Source organism: Escherichia sp. KS167_9B, from assembly GCF_030295215.1.
GTDB classification, from domain to species: Bacteria; Pseudomonadota; Gammaproteobacteria; order Enterobacterales; family Enterobacteriaceae; genus Escherichia; species Escherichia coli_F.
Window position 1 is genome coordinate 4,600,669 of the sequence record NZ_AP025754.1, and the last position, 22,546, is coordinate 4,623,214.

Genomic DNA, 22,546 nt, shown 5'->3' on the forward strand with positions numbered 1-22,546 from the left:
AGCGAAGCGGCACTGCTCTTTAACAATTTATCAGACAATCTGTGTGGGCACTCGAAGATACGGATTCTTAACGTCGCAAGACGAAAAATGAATACCAAGTCTCAAGAGTGAACACGTAATTCATTACGAAGTTTAATTCTTTGAGCATCAAACTTTTAAATTGAAGAGTTTGATCATGGCTCAGATTGAACGCTGGCGGCAGGCCTAACACATGCAAGTCGAACGGTAACAGGAAGCAGCTTGCTGCTTTGCTGACGAGTGGCGGACGGGTGAGTAATGTCTGGGAAACTGCCTGATGGAGGGGGATAACTACTGGAAACGGTAGCTAATACCGCATAACGTCGCAAGACCAAAGAGGGGGACCTTCGGGCCTCTTGCCATCGGATGTGCCCAGATGGGATTAGCTAGTAGGTGGGGTAACGGCTCACCTAGGCGACGATCCCTAGCTGGTCTGAGAGGATGACCAGCCACACTGGAACTGAGACACGGTCCAGACTCCTACGGGAGGCAGCAGTGGGGAATATTGCACAATGGGCGCAAGCCTGATGCAGCCATGCCGCGTGTATGAAGAAGGCCTTCGGGTTGTAAAGTACTTTCAGCGGGGAGGAAGGGAGTAAAGTTAATACCTTTGCTCATTGACGTTACCCGCAGAAGAAGCACCGGCTAACTCCGTGCCAGCAGCCGCGGTAATACGGAGGGTGCAAGCGTTAATCGGAATTACTGGGCGTAAAGCGCACGCAGGCGGTTTGTTAAGTCAGATGTGAAATCCCCGGGCTCAACCTGGGAACTGCATCTGATACTGGCAAGCTTGAGTCTCGTAGAGGGGGGTAGAATTCCAGGTGTAGCGGTGAAATGCGTAGAGATCTGGAGGAATACCGGTGGCGAAGGCGGCCCCCTGGACGAAGACTGACGCTCAGGTGCGAAAGCGTGGGGAGCAAACAGGATTAGATACCCTGGTAGTCCACGCCGTAAACGATGTCGACTTGGAGGTTGTGCCCTTGAGGCGTGGCTTCCGGAGCTAACGCGTTAAGTCGACCGCCTGGGGAGTACGGCCGCAAGGTTAAAACTCAAATGAATTGACGGGGGCCCGCACAAGCGGTGGAGCATGTGGTTTAATTCGATGCAACGCGAAGAACCTTACCTGGTCTTGACATCCACGGAAGTTTTCAGAGATGAGAATGTGCCTTCGGGAACCGTGAGACAGGTGCTGCATGGCTGTCGTCAGCTCGTGTTGTGAAATGTTGGGTTAAGTCCCGCAACGAGCGCAACCCTTATCCTTTGTTGCCAGCGGTCCGGCCGGGAACTCAAAGGAGACTGCCAGTGATAAACTGGAGGAAGGTGGGGATGACGTCAAGTCATCATGGCCCTTACGACCAGGGCTACACACGTGCTACAATGGCGCATACAAAGAGAAGCGACCTCGCGAGAGCAAGCGGACCTCATAAAGTGCGTCGTAGTCCGGATTGGAGTCTGCAACTCGACTCCATGAAGTCGGAATCGCTAGTAATCGTGGATCAGAATGCCACGGTGAATACGTTCCCGGGCCTTGTACACACCGCCCGTCACACCATGGGAGTGGGTTGCAAAAGAAGTAGGTAGCTTAACCTTCGGGAGGGCGCTTACCACTTTGTGATTCATGACTGGGGTGAAGTCGTAACAAGGTAACCGTAGGGGAACCTGCGGTTGGATCACCTCCTTACCTGAAAGAACTGTTCTTTGCAGTGCTCACACAGATTGTCTGATAGAAAGTGAAAAGCAAGGCGTCTTGCGAAGCAGACTGATACGTCCCCTTCGTCTAGAGGCCCAGGACACCGCCCTTTCACGGCGGTAACAGGGGTTCGAATCCCCTAGGGGACGCCACTTGCTGGTTTGTGAGTGAAAGTCACCTGCCTTAATATCTCAAAACTCATCTTCGGGTGATGTTTGAGATATTTGCTCTTTAAAAATCTGGATCAAGCTGAAAATTGAAACACTGAACAACGAAAGTTGTTCGTGAGTCTCTCAAATTTTCGCAACACGATGATGAATCGCAAGAAACATCTTCGGGTTGTGAGGTTAAGCGACTAAGCGTACACGGTGGATGCCCTGGCAGTCAGAGGCGATGAAGGACGTGCTAATCTGCGATAAGCGTCGGTAAGGTGATATGAACCGTTATAACCGGCGATTTCCGAATGGGGAAACCCAGTGTGATTCGTCACACTATCATTAACTGAATCCATAGGTTAATGAGGCGAACCGGGGGAACTGAAACATCTAAGTACCCCGAGGAAAAGAAATCAACCGAGATTCCCCCAGTAGCGGCGAGCGAACGGGGAGCAGCCCAGAGCCTGAATCAGTGTGTGTGTTAGTGGAAGCGTCTGGAAAGGCGCGCGATACAGGGTGACAGCCCCGTACACAAAAATGCACATACTGTGAGCTCGATGAGTAGGGCGGGACACGTGGTATCCTGTCTGAATATGGGGGGACCATCCTCCAAGGCTAAATACTCCTGACTGACCGATAGTGAACCAGTACCGTGAGGGAAAGGCGAAAAGAACCCCGGCGAGGGGAGTGAAAAAGAACCTGAAACCGTGTACGTACAAGCAGTGGGAGCACCCTTTGGGGTGTGACTGCGTACCTTTTGTATAATGGGTCAGCGACTTATATTCTGTAGCAAGGTTAACCGAATAGGGGAGCCGAAGGGAAACCGAGTCTTAACTGGGCGTTAAGTTGCAGGGTATAGACCCGAAACCCGGTGATCTAGCCATGGGCAGGTTGAAGGTTGGGTAACACTAACTGGAGGACCGAACCGACTAATGTTGAAAAATTAGCGGATGACTTGTGGCTGGGGGTGAAAGGCCAATCAAACCGGGAGATAGCTGGTTCTCCCCGAAAGCTATTTAGGTAGCGCCTCGTGAATTCATCTCCGGGGGTAGAGCACTGTTTCGGCAAGGGGGTCATCCCGACTTACCAACCCGATGCAAACTGCGAATACCGGAGAATGTTATCACGGGAGACACACGGCGGGTGCTAACGTCCGTCGTGAAGAGGGAAACAACCCAGACCGCCAGCTAAGGTCCCAAAGTCATGGTTAAGTGGGAAACGATGTGGGAAGGCCCAGACAGCCAGGATGTTGGCTTAGAAGCAGCCATCATTTAAAGAAAGCGTAATAGCTCACTGGTCGAGTCGGCCTGCGCGGAAGATGTAACGGGGCTAAACCATGCACCGAAGCTGCGGCAGCGACGCTTATGCGTTGTTGGGTAGGGGAGCGTTCTGTAAGCCTGCGAAGGTGTACTGTGAGGTATGCTGGAGGTATCAGAAGTGCGAATGCTGACATAAGTAACGATAAAGCGGGTGAAAAGCCCGCTCGCCGGAAGACCAAGGGTTCCTGTCCAACGTTAATCGGGGCAGGGTGAGTCGACCCCTAAGGCGAGGCCGAAAGGCGTAGTCGATGGGAAACAGGTTAATATTCCTGTACTTGGTGTTACTGCGAAGGGGGGACGGAGAAGGCTATGTTGGCCGGGCGACGGTTGTCCCGGTTTAAGCGTGTAGGCTGGTTTTCCAGGCAAATCCGGAAAATCAAGGCTGAGGCGTGATGACGAGGCACTACGGTGCTGAAGCAACAAATGCCCTGCTTCCAGGAAAAGCCTCTAAGCATCAGGTAACAACAAATCGTACCCCAAACCGACACAGGTGGTCAGGTAGAGAATACCAAGGCGCTTGAGAGAACTCGGGTGAAGGAACTAGGCAAAATGGTGCCGTAACTTCGGGAGAAGGCACGCTGATATGTAGGTGAAGCGACTTGCTCGTGGAGCTGAAATCAGTCGAAGATACCAGCTGGCTGCAACTGTTTATTAAAAACACAGCACTGTGCAAACACGAAAGTGGACGTATACGGTGTGACGCCTGCCCGGTGCCGGAAGGTTAATTGATGGGGTTAGCGGTAACGCGAAGCTCTTGATCGAAGCCCCGGTAAACGGCGGCCGTAACTATAACGGTCCTAAGGTAGCGAAATTCCTTGTCGGGTAAGTTCCGACCTGCACGAATGGCGTAATGATGGCCAGGCTGTCTCCACCCGAGACTCAGTGAAATTGAACTCGCTGTGAAGATGCAGTGTACCCGCGGCAAGACGGAAAGACCCCGTGAACCTTTACTATAGCTTGACACTGAACATTGAGCCTTGATGTGTAGGATAGGTGGGAGGCTTTGAAGTGTGGACGCCAGTCTGCATGGAGCCGACCTTGAAATACCACCCTTTAATGTTTGATGTTCTAACGTAGGCCCCTTATCGGGGTTGCGGACAGTGTCTGGTGGGTAGTTTGACTGGGGCGGTCTCCTCCTAAAGAGTAACGGAGGAGCACGAAGGTTGGCTAATCCTGGTCGGACATCAGGAGGTTAGTGCAATGGCATAAGCCAGCTTGACTGCGAGCGTGACGGCGCGAGCAGGTGCGAAAGCAGGTCATAGTGATCCGGTGGTTCTGAATGGAAGGGCCATCGCTCAACGGATAAAAGGTACTCCGGGGATAACAGGCTGATACCGCCCAAGAGTTCATATCGACGGCGGTGTTTGGCACCTCGATGTCGGCTCATCACATCCTGGGGCTGAAGTAGGTCCCAAGGGTATGGCTGTTCGCCATTTAAAGTGGTACGCGAGCTGGGTTTAGAACGTCGTGAGACAGTTCGGTCCCTATCTGCCGTGGGCGCTGGAGAACTGAGGGGGGCTGCTCCTAGTACGAGAGGACCGAAGTGGACGCATCACTGGTGTTCGGGTTGTCATGCCAATGGCACTGCCCGGTAGCTAAATGCGGAAGAGATAAGTGCTGAAAGCATCTAAGCACGAAACTTGCCCCGAGATGAGTTCTCCCTGACCCTTTAAGGGTCCTGAAGGAACGTTGAAGACGACGACGTTGATAGGCCGGGTGTGTAAGCGCAGCGATGCGTTGAGCTAACCGGTACTAATGAGCCGTGAGGCTTAACCTTACAACGCCGAAGATGTTTTGGCGGATTGAGAGAAGATTTTCAGCCTGATACAGATTAAATCAGAACGCAGAAGCGGTCTGATGAAACAGAATTTGCCTGGCGGCCTTAGCGCGGTGGTCCCACCTGACCCCATGCCGAACTCAGAAGTGAAACGCCGTAGCGCCGATGGTAGTGTGGGGTCTCCCCATGCGAGAGTAGGGAACTGCCAGGCATCAAATTAAGCAGTAAGCCGGTCATAAAACCGGTGGTTGTAAAAGAATTCGGTGGAGCGGTAGTTCAGTCGGTTAGAATACCTGCCTGTCACGCAGGGGGTCGCGGGTTCGAGTCCCGTCCGTTCCGCCACCCTAATTAGGGGCGTAGTTCAATTGGTAGAGCACCGGTCTCCAAAACCGGGTGTTGGGAGTTCGAGTCTCTCCGCCCCTGCCAGAAATCATCCTTAGCGAAAGCTAAGGATTTTTTTTATCTGTACCAACCCTCTCCGAAGTAAATCCTTCCACCGGCATCCTTGCCAGTCATTTTGATTAATACACTTCATCCAGCACGTTAATTTTCAATAGATCACGAATCAACGCATTTTTATCGCTATTTTGCAGCCATATAGCATAAAGCGGCCGTGAAAGTGTTGTGCTATCGACAACGGTATGCAGACCGCCTTTTTTACGCGCCCAGCTGACTGGTAGCCAGGTGCAACCATTAAGCATCGCAATCTGTTGCTGTGCCAGTTCAGCTGAACTCGTTGTCAGAATGGGAACTTCGTCAGCACCGATCAAACCTGCCTCATGCTGTTGAAAATCTGGCCCCCACTCTAATCGCAGATAGTTTAGATCTCCCTTTAGTTTAGAAGGGGCACTGGTATAAAGCGCTAAAGTGAAATACCCCAACAACTGACTGCTAAATTCGTCCATTTTGGGTGCTTCAGTAGTAATAAGAAGATCAAGCTGGCGTTCATGCAGCTGTTTTACCAGAGACTGCCGTTGGGCAATTCGCGCTTCGAACTGTAAACCTGTATGGGCATCCTGATTTTGATACAAGCGTCCCAGCCACTGATTAAGCATACATTCCCACAACGAGGCGCTGGCACCGATAGAAAACTCGTTATGTCGTGAGGTATGCGCCACCTCCTTACGGGCGGCCTGCCAGGTGCTCATGAGCGTTTCTGCGTAAGGCAGTAGTTTTTCACCGGCAGCGGTTAAACGGATATTGTTTCTGTGGCGGGTGAAAAGGTTCACACCCAGTTGATTTTCCAGTTGTCTGATTCGAAAGCTCACTGCTGACTGGGTCAGATAGAGCGATTCAGCTGCTCGACCAAAGTGACGCGTTCGGCTAACTTCCAGGAAAGTTTTTAACAATTCCGTATCCACAGTGCTCTCCGCAAAATTATTTGTCGTTATGATTTAAATGTTTTGTTTTACACTCTGTCAAGCGTAACTAATACTCCGCGCCATAACTAGCTCGGTCAAAGAATTAGGAGCGTGCAGGATGGCGGAAAGCTTTACGACGACTAATCGATATTTCGACAATAAACATTATCCACGTGGATTCTCTCGTCATGGTGATTTCACCATCAAAGAGGCACAACTGCTTGAGCGTCATGGTTATGCCTTCAATGAGCTGGATCTCGGCAAACGCGAGCCGGTTACCGAGGAAGAGAAACTCTTCGTAGCAGTATGCCGTGGCGAACGTGAGCCAGTGACAGAAGCAGAACGCGTGTGGTCCAAGTATATGACGCGTATCAAGCGTCCAAAACGTTTTCACACCCTTTCCGGCGGTAAACCGCAGGTTGAAGGTGCTGAAGACTACACCGATTCTGACGATTAATAAAAAGGGCGAAATGCCCTTTTTTTTATGTCAGTAGTTTTTGCAGATGGATGAGCAAACGGTCAATGGCACGATAGCTAACTGCCTCCTGCAAATGCTGACGTGTGATAATGTCGGACTGATCAATATCAGCAATGGTTCGTGCAACTTTCAGTAACCGCTGCCAGGCACGAATCGATAACCCCAGATGGATCAGCGTTTCTTCCAGCCACTGCGCATCTTCGCTCTCAAGCTTGCAGAATTGGCGTATTTCCGGACTATCCAGCCAGGCATTCAGTTTATTCTGCCGCTTAAATTGGCGCTCTCTGGCGGCCATTACGCGTTGTTTAACGGTGGCGCTGTTTTCCCCCTGAACAACCGCTTTACTCAAAATACCGGGTGGCGGTAGTGGGATCTCCAGTGAGAGGTCGAATCGGTCAAGAAAGGGACCAGAGAGTCGGTTGAGATAACGCAGCGTTTGCTCTGGTGTGCAGCGGTTATGGTTTCCCTGATAATGTCCGGTAGGGCTGGGATTCATCGCCGCGACAAGCTGGAAACGGGCTGGATAGGTTATTTTTGCTCGCGTGCGTGAAAGATGGATCTGCCCGGATTCAATCGGCTCTCGCAAGGCATCCAGTGTACGCCGTTCAAATTCAGGTAGCTCATCAAGAAAAAGCACGCCGTTATGCGCCAGCGAAATTTCACCAGGCCCTGGAATTGCACCACCGCCCACCATCGCAGTTAACGACGCACTGTGATGCGGTGAGCGGAACGGGCGCTGCCGCCATTGTTTTTGTACTGATTCAGCATTTACCAGACTTAATATCGCAGCGCTCTCCAGTGCCTCTTCATTGCTTAAATCTGGCAACAGGCCATTAATACGGCTGGCGAGCATTGTTTTACCTGTTCCCGGCGGTCCAATCAGTAAAAGGTTGTGCCCGCCAGCTGCGGTAATTTCCAGTCCTCGCTTTCCTTGCTCCTGACCGACAACATCACTGAGATCATGTTGTAGCGCCCGGGATACTGCATCAGTTGGTTTCGGGCGTTCGAGAGCGTGCTTACCCTCCAGAAACGCACAGACAGCCTGCAGATGATCGGCTATCAGGCATCCTTCACCGTTAATTAGCCCCACTTCATCCTCGTTATCTTTCGCGACGATAATTTTTCTGCCCGACTTAATGGCTTCAGTTGCACTGGAGATTGCGCCGGGAACGCCACGCAGAGCGCCTGTAAGCGCCAGTTCTCCGACTAATTCATATTCATCTAACTTATTGGCTGTAAGCTGTTCTGAGGCTGCCAGCAACGCAATGGCGATAGGTAAATCATATCGTCCCCCTTCTTTTGGCAGATCGGCTGGAGCAAGGTTGATGGTGATTTTTTTCGCCGGATATTCATATCCGCTATTGATAATGGCGCTGCGCACGCGATCGCGAGCTTCTTTTACCGTTGTTTCTGGTAAGCCCACCATCGTTAAGCCGGGTAGACCTTTACTGATATGTACCTCAACAGTGATTGGGGGCGCATTTACTCCCAGGGCTGCGCGGGTATGAACAATTGACAGTGACATAAGCCCTCCTTGAGTCGCCATTATGTGCATAAGATATCGCTGCTGTAGCCCGCTAATTCGTGAATTTTAGTGGCTGATTCCTGTTTATTTGTGCAAGTGAAGTTGAGTTGTTCTGGCGGTGGAACGATGCTCGCAAAAATGCAGTGGACAAAGGATTAACTACGAGGAAGGGAACAACATTCATACTGAAATTGAATTTTTTTCACTCACTGTTTTCTTTTTAAAAAACAACAATTTCTATTGAAATTATTAAAGGCATCATAAAAATCGGCCAAAAAATATCTTGTGCTATTCGCAAAATCTATGGTAACTCTTTAGGCATTCCTTCGAACAAGATGCAAGAAAAGACAAAATGACAGCCCTTCTACGAGTGATTAGCCTGGTCGTGATTAGCGTGGTGGTGATTATTATCCCACCGTGCGGGGCTGCACTTGGACGAGGAAAGGCTTAGAGATCAAGCCTTAACGAACTAAGACCCCCGCACCGAAAGGTCCGGGGGTTTTTTTTGACCTTAAAAACATAACTGAGGAGCAGACAATGAATAACAGCACAAAATTCTGTTTCTCAAGATTCAGGACGGGGAACTAACTATGAATGGCGCACAGTGGGTGGTACATGCGTTGCGGGCACAGGGTGTGAACACCGTTTTCGGTTATCCGGGTGGCGCAATTATGCCGGTTTACGATGCATTGTATGACGGTGGCGTGGAACACTTGCTGTGCCGACACGAGCAAGGTGCAGCAATGGCGGCTATCGGTTATGCCCGTGCTACCGGCAAAACTGGCGTTTGCATCGCCACGTCTGGTCCTGGTGCAACCAACCTGATAACCGGGCTTGCGGACGCGCTGTTAGATTCCATCCCCGTTGTTGCTATCACCGGTCAGGTATCCGCACCGTTTATCGGCACTGACGCATTTCAGGAGGTGGATATTCTGGGGTTGTCGTTAGCCTGCACCAAGCACAGTTTCCTGGTGCAATCACTGGAAGAGTTACCGCGTATCATGGCCGAAGCGTTTGACGTCGCCAGCTCAGGTCGTCCCGGTCCGGTTTTGGTCGATATCCCAAAAGATATCCAGTTAGCCAGCGGCGATCTGGAACCGTGGTTCACCACTGTTGAAAACGAAGTGACTTTCCCACATGCCGAAGTCGAGCAAGCGCGTCAGATGCTGGCAAAAGCGCAAAAACCGATGCTGTACGTTGGCGGTGGCGTGGGCATGGCGCAGGCAGTTTCGGCTTTGCGTGAATTTCTCTCTGCCACAAAAATGCCTGCCACCTGCACGCTGAAAGGACTTGGCGCAGTTGATGCGGATTATCCGTACTATCTGGGCATGCTGGGGATGCACGGCACCAAAGCGGCGAACTTTGCGGTGCAGGAATGCGACTTGTTGATCGCCGTGGGTGCACGTTTTGATGACCGGGTAACTGGCAAACTGAACACCTTCGCACCACACGCCAGTGTTATCCATATGGATATCGACCCGGCAGAAATGAACAAGCTGCGTCAGGCGCATGTGGCATTGCAGGGTGATTTAAACACGCTGTTGCCTGCGTTACAGCAGCCGTTAAATATCAATGACTGGCAGCAACACTGCGCGCAGCTGCGTGATGAACATGCATGGCGTTACAACCATCCCGGTGATGCTATCTACGCGCCGTTGTTGTTAAAACAACTGTCGGATCGTAAACCTGAAGATTGTGTAGTAACCACAGATGTAGGGCAGCACCAGATGTGGGCCGCGCAGCACATCGTCCACACTCGCCCGGAAAATTTCATCACTTCAAGCGGATTAGGCACCATGGGGTTTGGTTTACCGGCAGCGGTTGGTGCGCAAGTTGCGCGACCGAACGATACCGTCGTCTGTATCTCCGGTGACGGCTCTTTCATGATGAATGTGCAAGAGCTGGGCACCGTAAAACGCAAGCAGTTACCGTTGAAAATCGTCTTACTCGATAACCAACGGTTAGGGATGGTTCGACAATGGCAGCAACTGTTTTTCCAGGAACGATATAGCGAAACCACCCTTACCGATAATCCCGATTTCCTCATGTTAGCCAGCGCCTTCGGCATCCCTGGCCAACACATCACCCGTAAAGACCAGGTTGAAGCGGCACTCGACACCATGCTGAACAGTGATGGGCCATACCTGCTTCATGTCTCAATCGACGAACTTGAGAACGTCTGGCCGCTGGTGCCGCCTGGCGCCAGTAATTCAGAAATGTTGGAGAAATTATCATGATGCAACATCAGGTCAATGTATCGGCTCGCTTCAATCCGGAAACCTTAGAACGTGTTTTACGCGTGGTGCGTCATCGTGGTTTCCACGTCTGCTCAATGAATATGGCCGCCGCCAGCGATGCACAAAATATAAATATCGAATTGACCGTTGCCAGCCCACGGTCGGTCGACTTACTGTTTAGTCAGTTAAATAAACTGGTGGACGTCGCACACGTTGCCATCTGCCAGAGCACAACCACATCACAACAAATCCGCGCCTGAGCGCAAAAGGAATATAAAAATGACCACGAAGAAAGCTGATTACATTTGGTTCAATGGGGAAATGGTTCGCTGGGAAGACGCGAAGGTGCATGTGATGTCGCACGCGCTGCACTATGGTACCTCAGTTTTTGAAGGTATCCGTTGCTATGATTCGCACAAAGGACCAGTTGTATTCCGCCATCGTGAGCATATGCAGCGTCTGCATGACTCCGCCAAAATCTATCGCTTCCCGGTTTCGCAGAGCATTGATGAGCTGATGGAAGCGTGTCGTGACGTGATCCGCAAAAACAATCTCACCAGCGCCTATATCCGTCCGCTGATCTTCGTCGGTGATGTTGGCATGGGCGTAAACCCGCCAGCGGGATACTCAACCGACGTGATTATCGCCGCTTTCCCGTGGGGAGCGTATCTGGGTGCAGAAGCGCTGGAGCAGGGGATCGATGCAATGGTTTCCTCCTGGAACCGCGCAGCGCCAAACACCATCCCAACCGCGGCAAAAGCCGGTGGTAACTACCTCTCTTCTCTGCTGGTGGGTAGCGAAGCGCGCCGCCACGGTTATCAGGAAGGTATCGCGCTGGACGTGAATGGTTATATCTCTGAAGGTGCGGGCGAAAACCTGTTTGAAGTGAAAGACGGTGTGCTGTTTACCCCACCGTTCACCTCATCCGCGCTGCCGGGGATTACCCGTGACGCCATCATCAAACTGGCGAAAGAACTGGGAATTGAAGTGCGTGAGCAGGTGCTGTCGCGCGAATCACTGTACCTGGCGGATGAAGTGTTTATGTCTGGTACAGCGGCTGAAATCACGCCAGTGCGCAGTGTAGATGGTATCCAGGTAGGCGAAGGCCGTTGTGGCCCGGTTACCAAACGCATCCAGCAAGCCTTCTTCGGCCTCTTCACCGGCGAAACCGAAGATAAATGGGGCTGGTTAGATCAAGTTAATCAATAAATACAAAAAATGGGACGGCACGCACCGTCCCATTTACGAGACAGACACTGGGAGTAAATAAAGTATGCCTAAGTACCGTTCCGCCACCACCACTCATGGTCGTAATATGGCGGGTGCTCGTGCGCTGTGGCGCGCCACCGGAATGACCGACGCCGATTTCGGTAAGCCGATTATCGCGGTTGTGAACTCGTTCACCCAATTTGTACCGGGTCACGTTCATCTGCGCGATCTCGGTAAACTGGTCGCCGAACAAATTGAAGCGGCTGGCGGCGTTGCCAAAGAGTTCAATACCATTGCGGTGGATGATGGGATCGCTATGGGCCACGGGGGGATGCTTTATTCACTGCCATCTCGCGAACTGATCGCTGATTCCGTTGAGTATATGGTCAATGCCCACTGCGCCGACGCCATGGTCTGCATCTCTAACTGCGACAAAATCACCCCGGGGATGCTGATGGCTTCCCTGCGCCTGAATATTCCGGTGATCTTTGTTTCCGGCGGCCCGATGGAGGCCGGGAAAACCAAACTGTCCGATCAGATCATCAAGCTCGATCTGGTTGATGCGATGATCAAGGGCGCAGACCCGAAAGTCTCTGACTCCCAGAGCGATCAGGTTGAACGTTCCGCCTGTCCAACCTGCGGATCGTGTTCCGGGATGTTCACCGCTAACTCGATGAACTGCCTGACCGAAGCTCTGGGCCTGTCGCAGCCGGGCAACGGCTCGCTGCTGGCAACCCACGCTGACCGTAAGCAGTTGTTCCTCAATGCCGGTAAACGCATTGTTGAATTGACCAAACGTTACTACGAACAGGATGATGAAAGCGCACTGCCGCGTAACATCGCCAGTAAGGCGGCGTTTGAAAACGCCATGACGCTGGATATCGCGATGGGCGGATCGACTAACACCGTACTTCACCTGCTGGCGGCGGCACAGGAAGCGGAAATCGACTTCACCATGAGTGATATCGATAAGCTCTCCCGCAAAGTACCGCAGCTGTGTAAAGTCGCGCCGAGCACCCAGAAATACCATATGGAAGATGTTCACCGTGCTGGTGGTGTTATCGGTATTCTCGGCGAACTGGATCGCGCGGGGTTACTGAACCGTGATGTGAAAAACGTACTTGGCCTGACGTTGCCGCAAACACTGGAACAATACGACATCGTCGTGACCCAGGATGATGCGGTAAAAAATATGTTCCGCGCTGGCCCTGCGGGCATTCGTACTACACAGGCATTCTCGCAGGATTGCCGCTGGGATACGCTGGACGACGATCGCTCCAATGGCTGTATCCGCTCGCTGGAACACGCCTACAGCAAAGACGGCGGTCTGGCGGTGCTCTACGGTAATTTCGCAGAAAACGGCTGCATCGTTAAAACCGCAGGCGTCGATGACAGCATCCTAAAATTCACCGGCCCGGCGAAAGTGTACGAAAGCCAGGACGACGCGGTAGAAGCGATCCTCGGTGGCAAAGTTGTCGCGGGCGATGTGGTGGTGATCCGCTATGAAGGCCCGAAAGGCGGCCCTGGCATGCAGGAAATGCTCTACCCAACCAGCTTCCTGAAATCAATGGGGCTCGGCAAAGCCTGTGCGCTGATCACCGATGGACGCTTCTCCGGCGGCACCTCTGGTCTTTCCATCGGCCACGTCTCGCCGGAAGCGGCAAGCGGCGGCAGCATTGGCCTGATTGAAGATGGTGACCTGATCGCTATCGACATTCCGAACCGTGGCATTCAGTTACAGGTAAGCGATGCCGAACTGGCGGCCCGTCGTGAAGCGCAGGAAGCCCGTGGCAACAAAGCCTGGACGCCGAAAAACCGTGAACGTCAGGTTTCCTTTGCCCTGCGCGCCTACGCCAGCCTGGCAACCAGCGCCGACAAAGGCGCGGTGCGCGATAAATCGAAACTGGGGGGTTAATGATGGCAGACTCACAACCCCTGTCTGGTGCTCCGGAAGGCGCCGAATATTTAAGAGCGGTGCTACGTGCACCGGTTTACGAGGCGGCGCAGGTCACGCCGCTACAAAAAATGGAAAAGCTCTCGTCGCGTCTTGATAACGTGATTCTGGTGAAGCGCGAAGATCGCCAGCCGGTACACAGCTTTAAGCTGCGCGGTGCATACGCCATGATGGCGGGCCTGACGGAAGAACAAAAAGCGCACGGCGTGATCACTGCCTCGGCGGGTAATCACGCGCAGGGCGTCGCGTTTTCTTCCGCACGGTTAGGCGTGAAGGCGCTGATCGTCATGCCAACCGCCACCGCCGATATCAAAGTTGATGCGGTACGCGGCTTTGGCGGCGAAGTGTTGCTTCATGGCGCGAACTTTGACGAAGCAAAAGCGAAAGCGATCGAACTGTCACAGCAGCAGGGCTTCACCTGGGTGCCACCGTTCGACCACCCGATGGTGATCGCTGGGCAAGGCACGCTGGCGCTGGAACTGCTCCAGCAGGATGCCCATCTTGACCGCGTGTTTGTGCCGGTCGGCGGCGGCGGTCTGGCGGCGGGTGTGGCGGTGTTGATCAAACAACTGATGCCGCAAATCAAAGTGATCGCCGTAGAAGCGGAAGATTCTGCCTGCCTGAAAGCGGCGCTGGATGCGGGTCATCCTGTGGATCTGCCGCGCGTGGGGCTGTTTGCTGAAGGCGTTGCGGTAAAACGCATTGGCGACGAAACCTTCCGTTTGTGCCAGGAGTATCTCGACGACATCATCACCGTCGATAGTGATGCTATCTGTGCGGCGATGAAGGATTTATTCGAAGATGTGCGCGCGGTGGCGGAACCCTCCGGCGCGCTGGCACTGGCAGGGATGAAAAAATATATCGCTCAGCACAACATTCGCGGTGAACGGCTGGCGCATATTCTTTCCGGTGCTAACGTGAACTTCCACGGCCTGCGCTACGTCTCGGAACGCTGCGAACTGGGCGAACAACGTGAAGCATTGCTGGCGGTGACCATTCCGGAAGAGAAGGGCAGCTTCCTGAAGTTCTGCCAGTTGCTTGGCGGGCGCTCGGTCACCGAGTTCAACTACCGCTTTGCCGATGCGAAAAACGCCTGCATTTTTGTCGGCGTGCGCTTAAGCCGCGGCCTCGAAGAGCGTAAAGAAATTTTGCAGATGCTCAACGATGGCGGCTACAGCGTGGTTGATCTCTCCGACGACGAAATGGCGAAGCTACACGTGCGCTATATGGTTGGCGGGCGTCCATCGCATCCGTTGCAGGAACGTCTCTACAGCTTCGAATTCCCGGAATCACCGGGTGCGCTGCTGCGCTTCCTCAACACGCTGGGTACGCACTGGAACATCTCGCTGTTCCATTATCGCAGCCACGGTACCGACTACGGGCGCGTACTGGCGGCGTTCGAGCTTGGCGATCATGAACCGGATTTCGAAACCCGGCTAAATGAGCTGGGCTACGATTGCCACGACGAAACCCATAACCCGGCGTTCAGGTTCTTTTTGGCAGGTTAATGGTTCGGTAAAATCTTCCAGAAAGCCTCAATCAGCGGCTCATGCAGCCGCTTTTTTTGTGCACAAACGCCCAGCTCAAACGGCGTTTTCTCATCGCTACGCTCCAGAATCATCACGCGGTTACGCACCGGTTCCGGGCTGTTTTCCAGCACCACTTCTGGCAACAAGGCCACGCCGCAGCCGAGCGCCACCATCGATACCATCGCTTCATGCCCACCAACCGTGGCGTAAATCATCGGGTTGCTGATTTTGTTGCGTCGGAACCACAGTTCAATGCGGCGGCGTACCGGTCCCTGATCGGCCATGATAAACGGCACTGTAGACCAGTCCGGCTTCTCTACCGAAACCTGATTACGCACCGGGCACGGTAAGGCTGGCGCGATCAGCACCACCGCAAGGTTCTCCAGCATCGAAAACGCCACCGCACCGGGCAGCGTCTCCGGCTTCCCGGCAATCGCCAGATCCGCTTCCCCCGTTACAACTTTTTCCATTGCGTCCGCCGCATCACCAGTAGTGAGTTTAATCTCCACCGACGGGTGTTCCGCGCGGAAGCGATCCAGAATCGGCGGCAGATGGCTGTAGGCAGCGGTCACCGAGCAGAAGATATGTAATTCGCCAGAGAGGGACGGCCCTTGCTGGTCGATGGTGTGGCGCAATTGCTGATACTGCAACAGTGTTTGCTGGGCGAAAACGCGCAGTTCTTCGCCCGCTTCCGTCAGCGTCACCGTACGGTTATCGCGTACAAACAATGGTTGACCGAGATCGTCTTCCAGGCGCTGAATCTGACGCGAAAGCGTGGACGGACTGACGTGCATCGCCCGTGCGCTGCGGCCAAAATGGCGGCTTTCCGCCAGATGTAGAAACATTTTCAGGTCGCGTAAATCCACTGGTAGATCCCCCGGTTAGGACGTTGCAGAAATTGCAACATGACGTTGTGAATATATCAATTTCCGCAATAAATTTCCTGTTGTAATGTGGTGACATTCTCGCTCATCAGCGAACCGAACAATAAGAAGCACAACATCACGAGGAATCACCATGGCTAACTACTTCAATACACTGAATCTGCGCCAGCAACTGGCGCAACTGGGTAAATGTCGCTTTATGGGCCGCGACGAATTCGCTGACGGCGCGAGCTACCTTCAGGGTAAAAAAGTGGTCATCGTCGGTTGTGGCGCACAGGGTCTGAACCAGGGCCTGAACATGCGTGATTCTGGTCTGGACATCTCCTATGCCTTGCGTAAAGAAGCGATCGCTGAGAAGCGCGCATCCTGGCGTAAAGCGACCGAAAACGGTTTTAAAGTTGGCACTTATGAAGAGCTGATCCCGCAGGCGGATCTGGTCGTTAACCTGACGCCAGACAAACAGCACTCCGACGTGGTGCGTTCCGTACAGCCGCTGATGAAAGACGGCGCGGCGCTGGGTTACTCGCATGGTTTCAACATCGTCGAAGTGGGCGAGCAGATCCGTAAAGACATCACCGTAGTAATGGTTGCGCCGAAATGCCCTGGCACCGAAGTGCGTGAAGAGTACAAACGTGGGTTTGGCGTACCGACGCTGATTGCCGTTCACCCGGAAAACGATCCGAAAGGCGAAGGCATGGCGATCGCTAAAGCATGGGCGGCAGCCACCGGTGGTCACCGTGCGGGCGTGCTGGAGTCGTCCTTTGTTGCGGAAGTGAAATCTGACCTGATGGGCGAGCAAACCATTCTGTGCGGTATGTTGCAGGCTGGCTCTCTGCTGTGCTTCGACAAGCTGGTGGAAGAAGGCACCGACCCGGCATATGCAGAAAAACTGATTCAGTTCGGTTGGGAAACCATCACCGAAGCCCTGAAGCAGGGCGGCATCACCCTGATGATGGACCGTCTCTCTAACCCGGCGAAACTGCGTGCTTATGCGCTGTCAGAGCAACTGAAAGAGATCATGGCACCGCTGTTCCAGAAACATATGGACGATATCATCTCTGGCGAATTCTCTTCCGGCATGATGGCGGACTGGGCTAACGACGATAAGAAACTGCTGACCTGGCGTGAAGAGACCGGCAAAACCGCGTTCGAAACCGCGCCGCAGTATGAAGGCAAAATCGGCGAGCAGGAGTACTTCGATAAAGGCGTACTGATGATCGCGATGGTAAAAGCAGGCGTTGAGCTGGCATTCGAAACCATGGTTGATTCCGGCATCATCGAAGAGTCTGCTTACTATGAATCACTGCACGAACTGCCGCTGATTGCCAATACCATCGCCCGTAAGCGTCTGTACGAAATGAACGTGGTTATCTCTGATACCGCCGAGTACGGTAACTATCTGTTCTCTTACGCTTGTGTGCCGTTGCTGAAACCGTTTATGGCAGAGCTGCAACCGGGCGACCTGGGTAAAGCTATTCCGGAAGGTGCGGTAGATAACGCGCAGTTGCGTGATGTGAACGAAGCGATTCGCAGCCATGCGATTGAGCAGGTAGGTAAGAAACTGCGCGGCTATATGACGGATATGAAACGTATTGCAGTTGCGGGTTAAGTGCGATTCAGAGTTCAAGGCCTTCTCCCGGAGAAGGCCTTGCTGTTAGTTACGGTAAAGCACCTTAATGATGTGATACCCGAACTGGGTATGCAGCGGACCGGTTGGCTCCAGTACCGGACAAGAGAAAACCACTTTATCGAACGCCGGAACCATCTGGCCCTGGCGGAATTCACCTAAATCACCGCCGCGTTTCCCTGACGGGCAAATAGAGTGTTTCTTCGCCAGCTTGCCGAAATCGGCACCATTCTTAATCTGCTCGAGAAGTTCCAGAGCCAGTTTCTCTTCTTTTACAAGGATATGCAGTGCTGCTGCTGTTTTTGCCATGATCGTGCCTTGAATTAAAAATTGTCAGTCAGGGAGGGGGGACATATATGGCAAAAGCCCGGAAAATCCGGGCTTCGCAGGTCCCTCAAGGGGAGAAAACTTAGGGCCTCTATGGGCTACAGAGTCATTATCGGGGATGGTGATTTTATTGTCAATTTATGAGCGATATGGCATTGATTGACTTGATGACTGCCCTCTGTATGTCTGCAACCAACTCATGTGGCAAACATTGATTAAGATACCCCCGATAAGTCCTTGCTCTGTTTAATCGGTTTCGACTGACTTGTTGTACCAGGTCGGCTTTAGCCCAACGTATCTGCTGATCAAAGAATTGCAGGTCATTGATAACATTACTGGCTATTTCAACATGCATTCCACGATTTAACTTGTCATGGTCGCGAGTGGTTGATAATGGAACGACGATACATGCGTTGCCATTAATTTTTCCGTTGAGCACGACAACCAACCTATTTTTTATCATCTCAGGTGGAATGCGGCCATCGTAATACGTCGTGCTGAACTGTCCATTCTGGCTAACAGGATAGTTACCAAAGTTGCATTCCAGTATTTCACCAACCTTGGGGCTGAAATTAATCGCCACGAGTAAACCTCTCCTTAGTAAACTCTGAAAAAGTAATAACACAACGTTACGACCCGATATTTTCTAAGTCTAATGGATTCATGATGCACTCCGGTTTCGGCCTTCCCTCTCTGATTTAAACATCCGCAGCCATCCGGTTAGCGGTTTTCACTCGGTCACATTCAAATGCGATTCTGCTACAATCCTCCCCCCGTTCGAAGATTGAGCAATACACCTATGCGTCTAAACCCCGGCCAACAACAAGCTGTCGAATTCGTTACCGGCCCCTGCCTGGTGCTGGCGGGCGCGGGTTCCGGTAAAACTCGTGTTATCACCAATAAAATCGCCCATCTGATCCGCGGTTGCGGTTATCAGGCACGGCATATCGCGGCGGTGACCTTTACCAATAAGGCGGCGCGCGAGATGAAAGAGCGTGTCGGGCAGACGCTGGGGCGTAAAGAGGCGCGCGGGCTGATGATCTCCACCTTCCATACATTAGGGCTGGATATCATCAAACGGGAGTATGCGGCGCTTGGGATGAAAGCGAACTTTTCACTGTTTGACGATACCGATCAACTGGCGTTGCTCAAAGAACTGACCGAGGGGCTGATTGAAGATGACAAAGTTCTTCTGCAACAGCTGATTTCGACCATCTCTAACTGGAAGAACGATCTCAAAACACCGGCGCAGGCGGCGGCAGAAGCAAAGGGCGAGCGGGATCGCATTTTTGCCCATTGTTATGGGCTGTATGATTCACACCTGAAAGCCTGTAACGTTCTCGACTTCGATGATCTGATTTTATTGCCGACGTTACTGCTGCAACGCAATGAAGAAGTCCGCGAGCGCTGGCAGAACAAAATTCGCTACCTGCTGGTGGATGAGTATCAGGACACCAACACCAGCCAGTATGAACTGGTGAAACTGCTGGTGGGCAGCCGCGCACGTTTTACCGTGGTAGGCGATGATGACCAGTCGATCTACTCCTGGCGCGGTGCCCGTCCGCAAAACCTGGTGCTGTTGAGCCAGGATTTCCCTGCGTTGAAGGTGATTAAACTCGAACAGAACTATCGCTCTTCCGGGCGTATTCTGAAAGCGGCGAACATCCTTATCGCCAATAACCCGCACGTCTTTGAAAAGCGTCTTTTTTCTGAACTGGGTTACGGCACAGAGCTAAAAGTTTTAAGCGCGAATAACGAGGAACATGAGGCCGAGCGCGTCACCGGTGAATTGATCGCCCATCACTTCGTCAATAAAACGCAGTACAAAGATTACGCCATTCTTTATCGTGGTAACCATCAGTCGCGGGTGTTTGAAAAATTCCTGATGCAAAACCGCATCCCGTACAAAATTTCCGGTGGCACGTCGTTTTTCTCTCGCCCAGAAATCAAAGATTTGCTGGCTTATCTGCGCGTGCTGACTAACCCGGACGATGACAGCGCATTTCTGCGTATCGTTAACACGCCGAAACGAGAGATTGGCCCGGCGACGCTGAAAAAGCTGGGCGAGTGGGCGATGACGCGCAATAAAAGTATGTTTACCGCCAGTTTTGATATGGGCCTGAGTCAGACGCTTAGTGGACGTGGTTATGAAGCATTGACCCGCTTCACTCACTGGCTAGCGGAAATCCAGCGCCTGGCGGAGCGGGAACCGATTGCCGCAGTACGCGATCTGATCCACGGCATGGATTATGAATCCTGGCTGTATGAAACATCGCCCAGCCCGAAAGCTGCCGAAATGCGCATGAAGAACGTCAACCAACTGTTTAGCTGGATGACGGAGATGCTGGAAGGCAGTGAACTGGATGAGCCGATGACGCTCACTCAGGTGGTGACGCGCTTTACTCTGCGAGACATGATGGAGCGCGGCGAGAGCGAGGAAGAGCTGGATCAGGTACAACTGATGACTCTGCACGCGTCAAAAGGGCTGGAGTTTCCTTATGTCTACATGGTCGGTATGGAAGAAGGATTTTTGCCTCACCAGAGCAGCATCGATGAAGACAATATTGATGAGGAGCGTCGGCTGGCCTATGTTGGCATCACCCGCGCCCAGAAGGAATTGACCTTTACGCTGTGTAAAGAACGCCGTCAGTACGGCGAACTTGTGCGCCCGGAGCCGAGTCGCTTCCTGCTGGAGCTGCCGCAGGATGATTTGGTATGGGAACAGGAGCGCAAAGTTGTCAGCGCCGAAGAACGAATGCAGAAAGGCCAAAACCATCTGGCAAATCTGAAGGCGATGATGGCAGCAAAACGAGGGAAATAATCAAGGCCGGGTAAGATGCGCGAGCATCGCACCCAGCATATTACTCTTTAATGCACTTCCAACGGCCAGTGAACATAGCTTTGCCACTGGCTTTCCTGATCAATAATCTCTTTACCCAGCGGATGTTGGGTTAGCCAACCTTGCGGAAGCGTCAAGGTCAACAGTTCATGGTTGGCCTTTAATGTCATCTCTGGCACGAGATCGTCACGGCGACGGCTGGCAAAAATGATGGCCAGGCGTAGTAAACGGCAGAGTTGTTCTGCGACGCGTGGCGGTACGGCATTTTGTTGATGCAACGAGGAGAGATCTATTGGGTTCGTCTGGTTGAGTAGTAGCGTCGCCAGTAATTTTTTCTGTGCAGGCGTAAAACCGGGAAGATCCAGATTACGCACCAGATAAGCAGCATGTTGCGGCGCTTGTTTGAAATCAACGCTCAGACCGATTTCATGAAGCTGACAGGCGCTGATGAGCAAATCACGGCTTATTGCTTCAAGATGCCATTCGTTTTCCACCTGATCGAAGAAATTAGCCGCAACTTTGGCTACTCGCTGAGCCTGATCAATATCGATCATAAAGCGGCGTTGAATATTACGCAGCGTACGGCTGCGAATATCCTGCTCGACGGCCAGATGCAACATGCCGTAGACCAGGCCTTCACGCAGTGCACCGCCAGCCAGGGTCATACACTGAATATTCAGTTCGGTAAAAATGGCTATCAGGATCGCCAGACCACTCGGGAACACTAACGCACGTTCCAGCGTCAGCCCGTCGATCTCCAGTTCCTCCAGTCGACCACAATGAATGGCGCGCTGTTTCAGTTGCTGCAACTTTTCCAGGGTAATCCGTTCATCCATCCCCTGTGCCATCATGATTTCTTGTAAGGCCTGCACAGTGCCGGAAGCACCAACGCATACTTTCCAGCCGTGATACCGCAATTCATCGGCAACCGGACGTAACACTTCGCGTGCCGCTTTTTCTGCGGCATCAAAATTTTCCTGCCCCAGATTACGATCGGCAAAATAGCGTTCCAGCCAGGTGACGCAGCCCATCGACAGGCTGAACAACGAGGTGGTTTGTGCGCCCGTGCCGGTTACCAGTTCAGTACTGGCGCCGCCGATATCCACCACCAGGCGCTGATCGGCACCGCCAGTGGTGTGAGCAACCCCCTGATAAATCAGGCGAGCTTCTTCTTCACCGCTGATCACTTGTACCGGACAACCGAGGATTTCCTGCGCTTTGGCAATAAAATCACCGGCATTGACGGCAAGGCGTAATGTCGCCGTGGCGACAACGCGAATTTGCGAGGGAGGGATATCTTGCAGACGTTCAGCAAACAGGCGCAAACATTGCCAACCGCGCTCCATTGCTTCATTAGACAGGGCATTTTCGCTGTTCAGGCCAGCAGCCAGACGCACTTTGCGTTTAATTCGCGTCAGCGTCTGGATGCTTCCAGCCACCTCGCGCACAACCAGCATATGAAAACTATTCGAACCGAGATCAATGGCTGCATATAATGACGAAGTGGAACCCATACTCTTCATCCTTCATTCTGTCTCTGCGTTGGCTGCGTTCTTTCATCCGAATCACTTACTACAGTAAGTTCATTGGGATTAACTCTCTTGCCATCTTGATACA

Annotated in this window: 16 protein-coding genes, 3 tRNA genes and 3 rRNA genes; 16 read left to right on the forward strand and 6 right to left on the reverse strand. The window is 52.6% G+C overall.

Features of this window, described 5'->3' with window-relative positions:
• Window positions 1-157: 157 nt before the first annotated feature.
• From QUE34_RS23025 to QUE34_RS23050, 6 genes are all read left to right on the forward strand, one after another.
• Window positions 158-1,699 (forward strand): 16S ribosomal RNA (locus tag QUE34_RS23025).
• Window positions 1,700-1,784: 85 nt separating this feature from the next.
• Window positions 1,785-1,860: transfer RNA gene (locus QUE34_RS23030), tRNA-Glu, on the forward strand.
• A gap of 193 nt (window positions 1,861-2,053) precedes the next feature.
• A 23S ribosomal RNA gene (locus QUE34_RS23035) occupies window positions 2,054-4,959 on the forward strand.
• Window positions 4,960-5,054: 95 nt separating this feature from the next.
• Window positions 5,055-5,170, forward strand: a 5S ribosomal RNA gene (gene rrf / locus QUE34_RS23040).
• The 16S, 23S and 5S rRNA genes sit together here with 3 tRNA genes alongside, the layout of an rRNA operon.
• A 54-nt stretch (window positions 5,171-5,224) precedes the next feature.
• Window positions 5,225-5,301 (forward strand) — tRNA-Asp (locus QUE34_RS23045).
• Between the two features lie 8 nt (window positions 5,302-5,309).
• Window positions 5,310-5,385: transfer RNA gene (locus QUE34_RS23050), tRNA-Trp, on the forward strand.
• A gap of 95 nt (window positions 5,386-5,480) precedes the next feature.
• On the opposite strand, the gene hdfR is transcribed toward QUE34_RS23050, so the two are convergent.
• A complete protein-coding gene (hdfR, locus tag QUE34_RS23055) occupies window positions 5,481-6,320 on the reverse strand; it encodes an HTH-type transcriptional regulator HdfR (protein WP_000379245.1) in 840 nt (279 codons plus the stop codon).
• Window positions 6,321-6,438: 118 nt separating this feature from the next.
• On the opposite strand from hdfR, the gene maoP reads away from it, so the two are divergent.
• Window positions 6,439-6,777: a macrodomain Ori organization protein MaoP gene (gene maoP / locus QUE34_RS23060; protein WP_000841001.1), complete on the forward strand. Its 339-nt coding sequence runs from the start codon at window positions 6,439-6,441 to the stop codon at window positions 6,775-6,777.
• 25 nt (window positions 6,778-6,802) lie between these two features.
• Here the strand turns inward: maoP and QUE34_RS23065 are convergent, their stop codons facing one another.
• Entirely contained in the window at window positions 6,803-8,323 is a 1,521-nt protein-coding gene (locus tag QUE34_RS23065; RefSeq protein ID WP_103253853.1) for a YifB family Mg chelatase-like AAA ATPase, read from the reverse strand.
• Window positions 8,324-8,675: 352 nt separating this feature from the next.
• Between QUE34_RS23065 and ilvL the strand changes: the two genes are divergently transcribed.
• The 7 genes from ilvL (at window position 8,676) to ilvA (ending at window position 15,231) form a co-directional block, all read left to right on the forward strand.
• Window positions 8,676-8,774 carry an ilv operon leader peptide gene (ilvL, locus tag QUE34_RS23070; RefSeq protein ID WP_001311244.1) on the forward strand — a complete coding sequence of 33 codons (99 nt, stop codon included), beginning with the start codon at window positions 8,676-8,678 and terminating at the stop codon, window positions 8,772-8,774.
• A gap of 86 nt (window positions 8,775-8,860) precedes the next feature.
• Complete coding sequence (gene ilvX / locus QUE34_RS23075; RefSeq protein ID WP_001387183.1) at window positions 8,861-8,911, forward strand: peptide IlvX; 51 nt, start codon at window positions 8,861-8,863, stop codon at window positions 8,909-8,911.
• Window positions 8,912-8,913: 2 nt separating this feature from the next.
• On the forward strand, window positions 8,914-10,560 hold the full coding sequence (gene ilvG, locus QUE34_RS23080; RefSeq protein ID WP_032304139.1) for an acetolactate synthase 2 catalytic subunit: 1,647 nt from the start codon (window positions 8,914-8,916) through the stop codon (window positions 10,558-10,560).
• Window positions 10,557-10,820, forward strand: coding sequence for an acetolactate synthase 2 small subunit (ilvM, locus tag QUE34_RS23085; protein WP_000983255.1), 264 nt, complete (start codon window positions 10,557-10,559; stop codon window positions 10,818-10,820). The genes ilvG and ilvM overlap by 4 nt, the downstream gene beginning before the upstream one ends.
• Window positions 10,821-10,839: 19 nt before the next feature.
• Window positions 10,840-11,769, forward strand: a complete 930-nt coding sequence (gene ilvE / locus QUE34_RS23090; RefSeq protein WP_000208520.1) for a branched-chain-amino-acid transaminase — start codon at window positions 10,840-10,842, stop codon at window positions 11,767-11,769.
• Between the two features lie 64 nt (window positions 11,770-11,833).
• Complete coding sequence (ilvD, locus tag QUE34_RS23095) at window positions 11,834-13,684, forward strand: dihydroxy-acid dehydratase (RefSeq protein WP_032304140.1); 1,851 nt, start codon at window positions 11,834-11,836, stop codon at window positions 13,682-13,684.
• Window positions 13,685-13,686: 2 nt separating this feature from the next.
• Entirely contained in the window at window positions 13,687-15,231 is a 1,545-nt protein-coding gene (gene ilvA / locus QUE34_RS23100) for a threonine ammonia-lyase, biosynthetic (protein WP_072274257.1), read from the forward strand.
• Here the strand turns inward: ilvA and ilvY are convergent.
• Window positions 15,228-16,118 carry an HTH-type transcriptional activator IlvY gene (gene ilvY, locus QUE34_RS23105; protein WP_032304143.1) on the reverse strand — a complete coding sequence of 297 codons (891 nt, stop codon included), beginning with the start codon at window positions 16,116-16,118 and terminating at the stop codon, window positions 15,228-15,230. The genes ilvA and ilvY overlap by 4 nt on opposite strands.
• A gap of 151 nt (window positions 16,119-16,269) precedes the next feature.
• Between ilvY and ilvC the strand changes: the two genes are divergently transcribed.
• Window positions 16,270-17,745: a ketol-acid reductoisomerase gene (gene ilvC, locus QUE34_RS23110; RefSeq protein ID WP_001296589.1), complete on the forward strand. Its 1,476-nt coding sequence runs from the start codon at window positions 16,270-16,272 to the stop codon at window positions 17,743-17,745.
• Window positions 17,746-17,790: 45 nt separating this feature from the next.
• Here the strand turns inward: ilvC and ppiC are convergent, their stop codons facing one another.
• Both ppiC and QUE34_RS23120 read right to left on the reverse strand, forming a co-directional pair.
• Window positions 17,791-18,072 carry a peptidylprolyl isomerase PpiC gene (gene ppiC / locus QUE34_RS23115; protein WP_001140258.1) on the reverse strand — a complete coding sequence of 94 codons (282 nt, stop codon included), beginning with the start codon at window positions 18,070-18,072 and terminating at the stop codon, window positions 17,791-17,793.
• Between the two features lie 151 nt (window positions 18,073-18,223).
• Window positions 18,224-18,673, reverse strand: coding sequence for a type II toxin-antitoxin system PemK/MazF family toxin (locus QUE34_RS23120; RefSeq protein ID WP_000996698.1), 450 nt, complete (start codon window positions 18,671-18,673; stop codon window positions 18,224-18,226).
• 216 nt (window positions 18,674-18,889) lie between these two features.
• On the opposite strand from QUE34_RS23120, the gene rep reads away from it, so the two are divergent.
• A complete protein-coding gene (rep, locus tag QUE34_RS23125) occupies window positions 18,890-20,911 on the forward strand; it encodes a DNA helicase Rep (protein ID WP_001238880.1) in 2,022 nt (673 codons plus the stop codon).
• A 47-nt stretch (window positions 20,912-20,958) separates the two neighbouring features.
• Here rep and gppA read toward each other — a convergent pair whose 3' ends face one another.
• Window positions 20,959-22,443 carry a guanosine-5'-triphosphate,3'-diphosphate diphosphatase gene (gppA, locus tag QUE34_RS23130; RefSeq protein WP_001355380.1) on the reverse strand — a complete coding sequence of 495 codons (1,485 nt, stop codon included), beginning with the start codon at window positions 22,441-22,443 and terminating at the stop codon, window positions 20,959-20,961.
• Window positions 22,444-22,546 lie beyond the last annotated feature (103 nt).

Bases quoted from the DNA above. Each gene is read 5' to 3' on its own strand.
- maoP (WP_000841001.1), top strand. From the start codon at position 6,439: ATGGCGGAAAGCTTTACGACGACTAATCGATATTTCGACAATAAACAT.
- QUE34_RS23065 (WP_103253853.1), bottom strand. From the start codon at position 8,323: ATGTCACTGTCAATTGTTCATACCCGCGCAGCCCTGGGAGTAAATGCG.
- ilvL (WP_001311244.1), top strand. From the start codon at position 8,676: ATGACAGCCCTTCTACGAGTGATTAGCCTGGTCGTGATTAGCGTGGTG.
- ilvG (WP_032304139.1), top strand. From the start codon at position 8,914: ATGAATGGCGCACAGTGGGTGGTACATGCGTTGCGGGCACAGGGTGTG.
- ilvM (WP_000983255.1), top strand. From the start codon at position 10,557: ATGATGCAACATCAGGTCAATGTATCGGCTCGCTTCAATCCGGAAACC.
- ilvE (WP_000208520.1), top strand. From the start codon at position 10,840: ATGACCACGAAGAAAGCTGATTACATTTGGTTCAATGGGGAAATGGTT.
- ilvD (WP_032304140.1), top strand. From the start codon at position 11,834: ATGCCTAAGTACCGTTCCGCCACCACCACTCATGGTCGTAATATGGCG.
- ilvA (WP_072274257.1), top strand. From the start codon at position 13,687: ATGGCAGACTCACAACCCCTGTCTGGTGCTCCGGAAGGCGCCGAATAT.
- ilvC (WP_001296589.1), top strand. From the start codon at position 16,270: ATGGCTAACTACTTCAATACACTGAATCTGCGCCAGCAACTGGCGCAA.
- ppiC (WP_001140258.1), bottom strand. From the start codon at position 18,072: ATGGCAAAAACAGCAGCAGCACTGCATATCCTTGTAAAAGAAGAGAAA.
- rep (WP_001238880.1), top strand. From the start codon at position 18,890: ATGCGTCTAAACCCCGGCCAACAACAAGCTGTCGAATTCGTTACCGGC.
- gppA (WP_001355380.1), bottom strand. From the start codon at position 22,443: ATGGGTTCCACTTCGTCATTATATGCAGCCATTGATCTCGGTTCGAAT.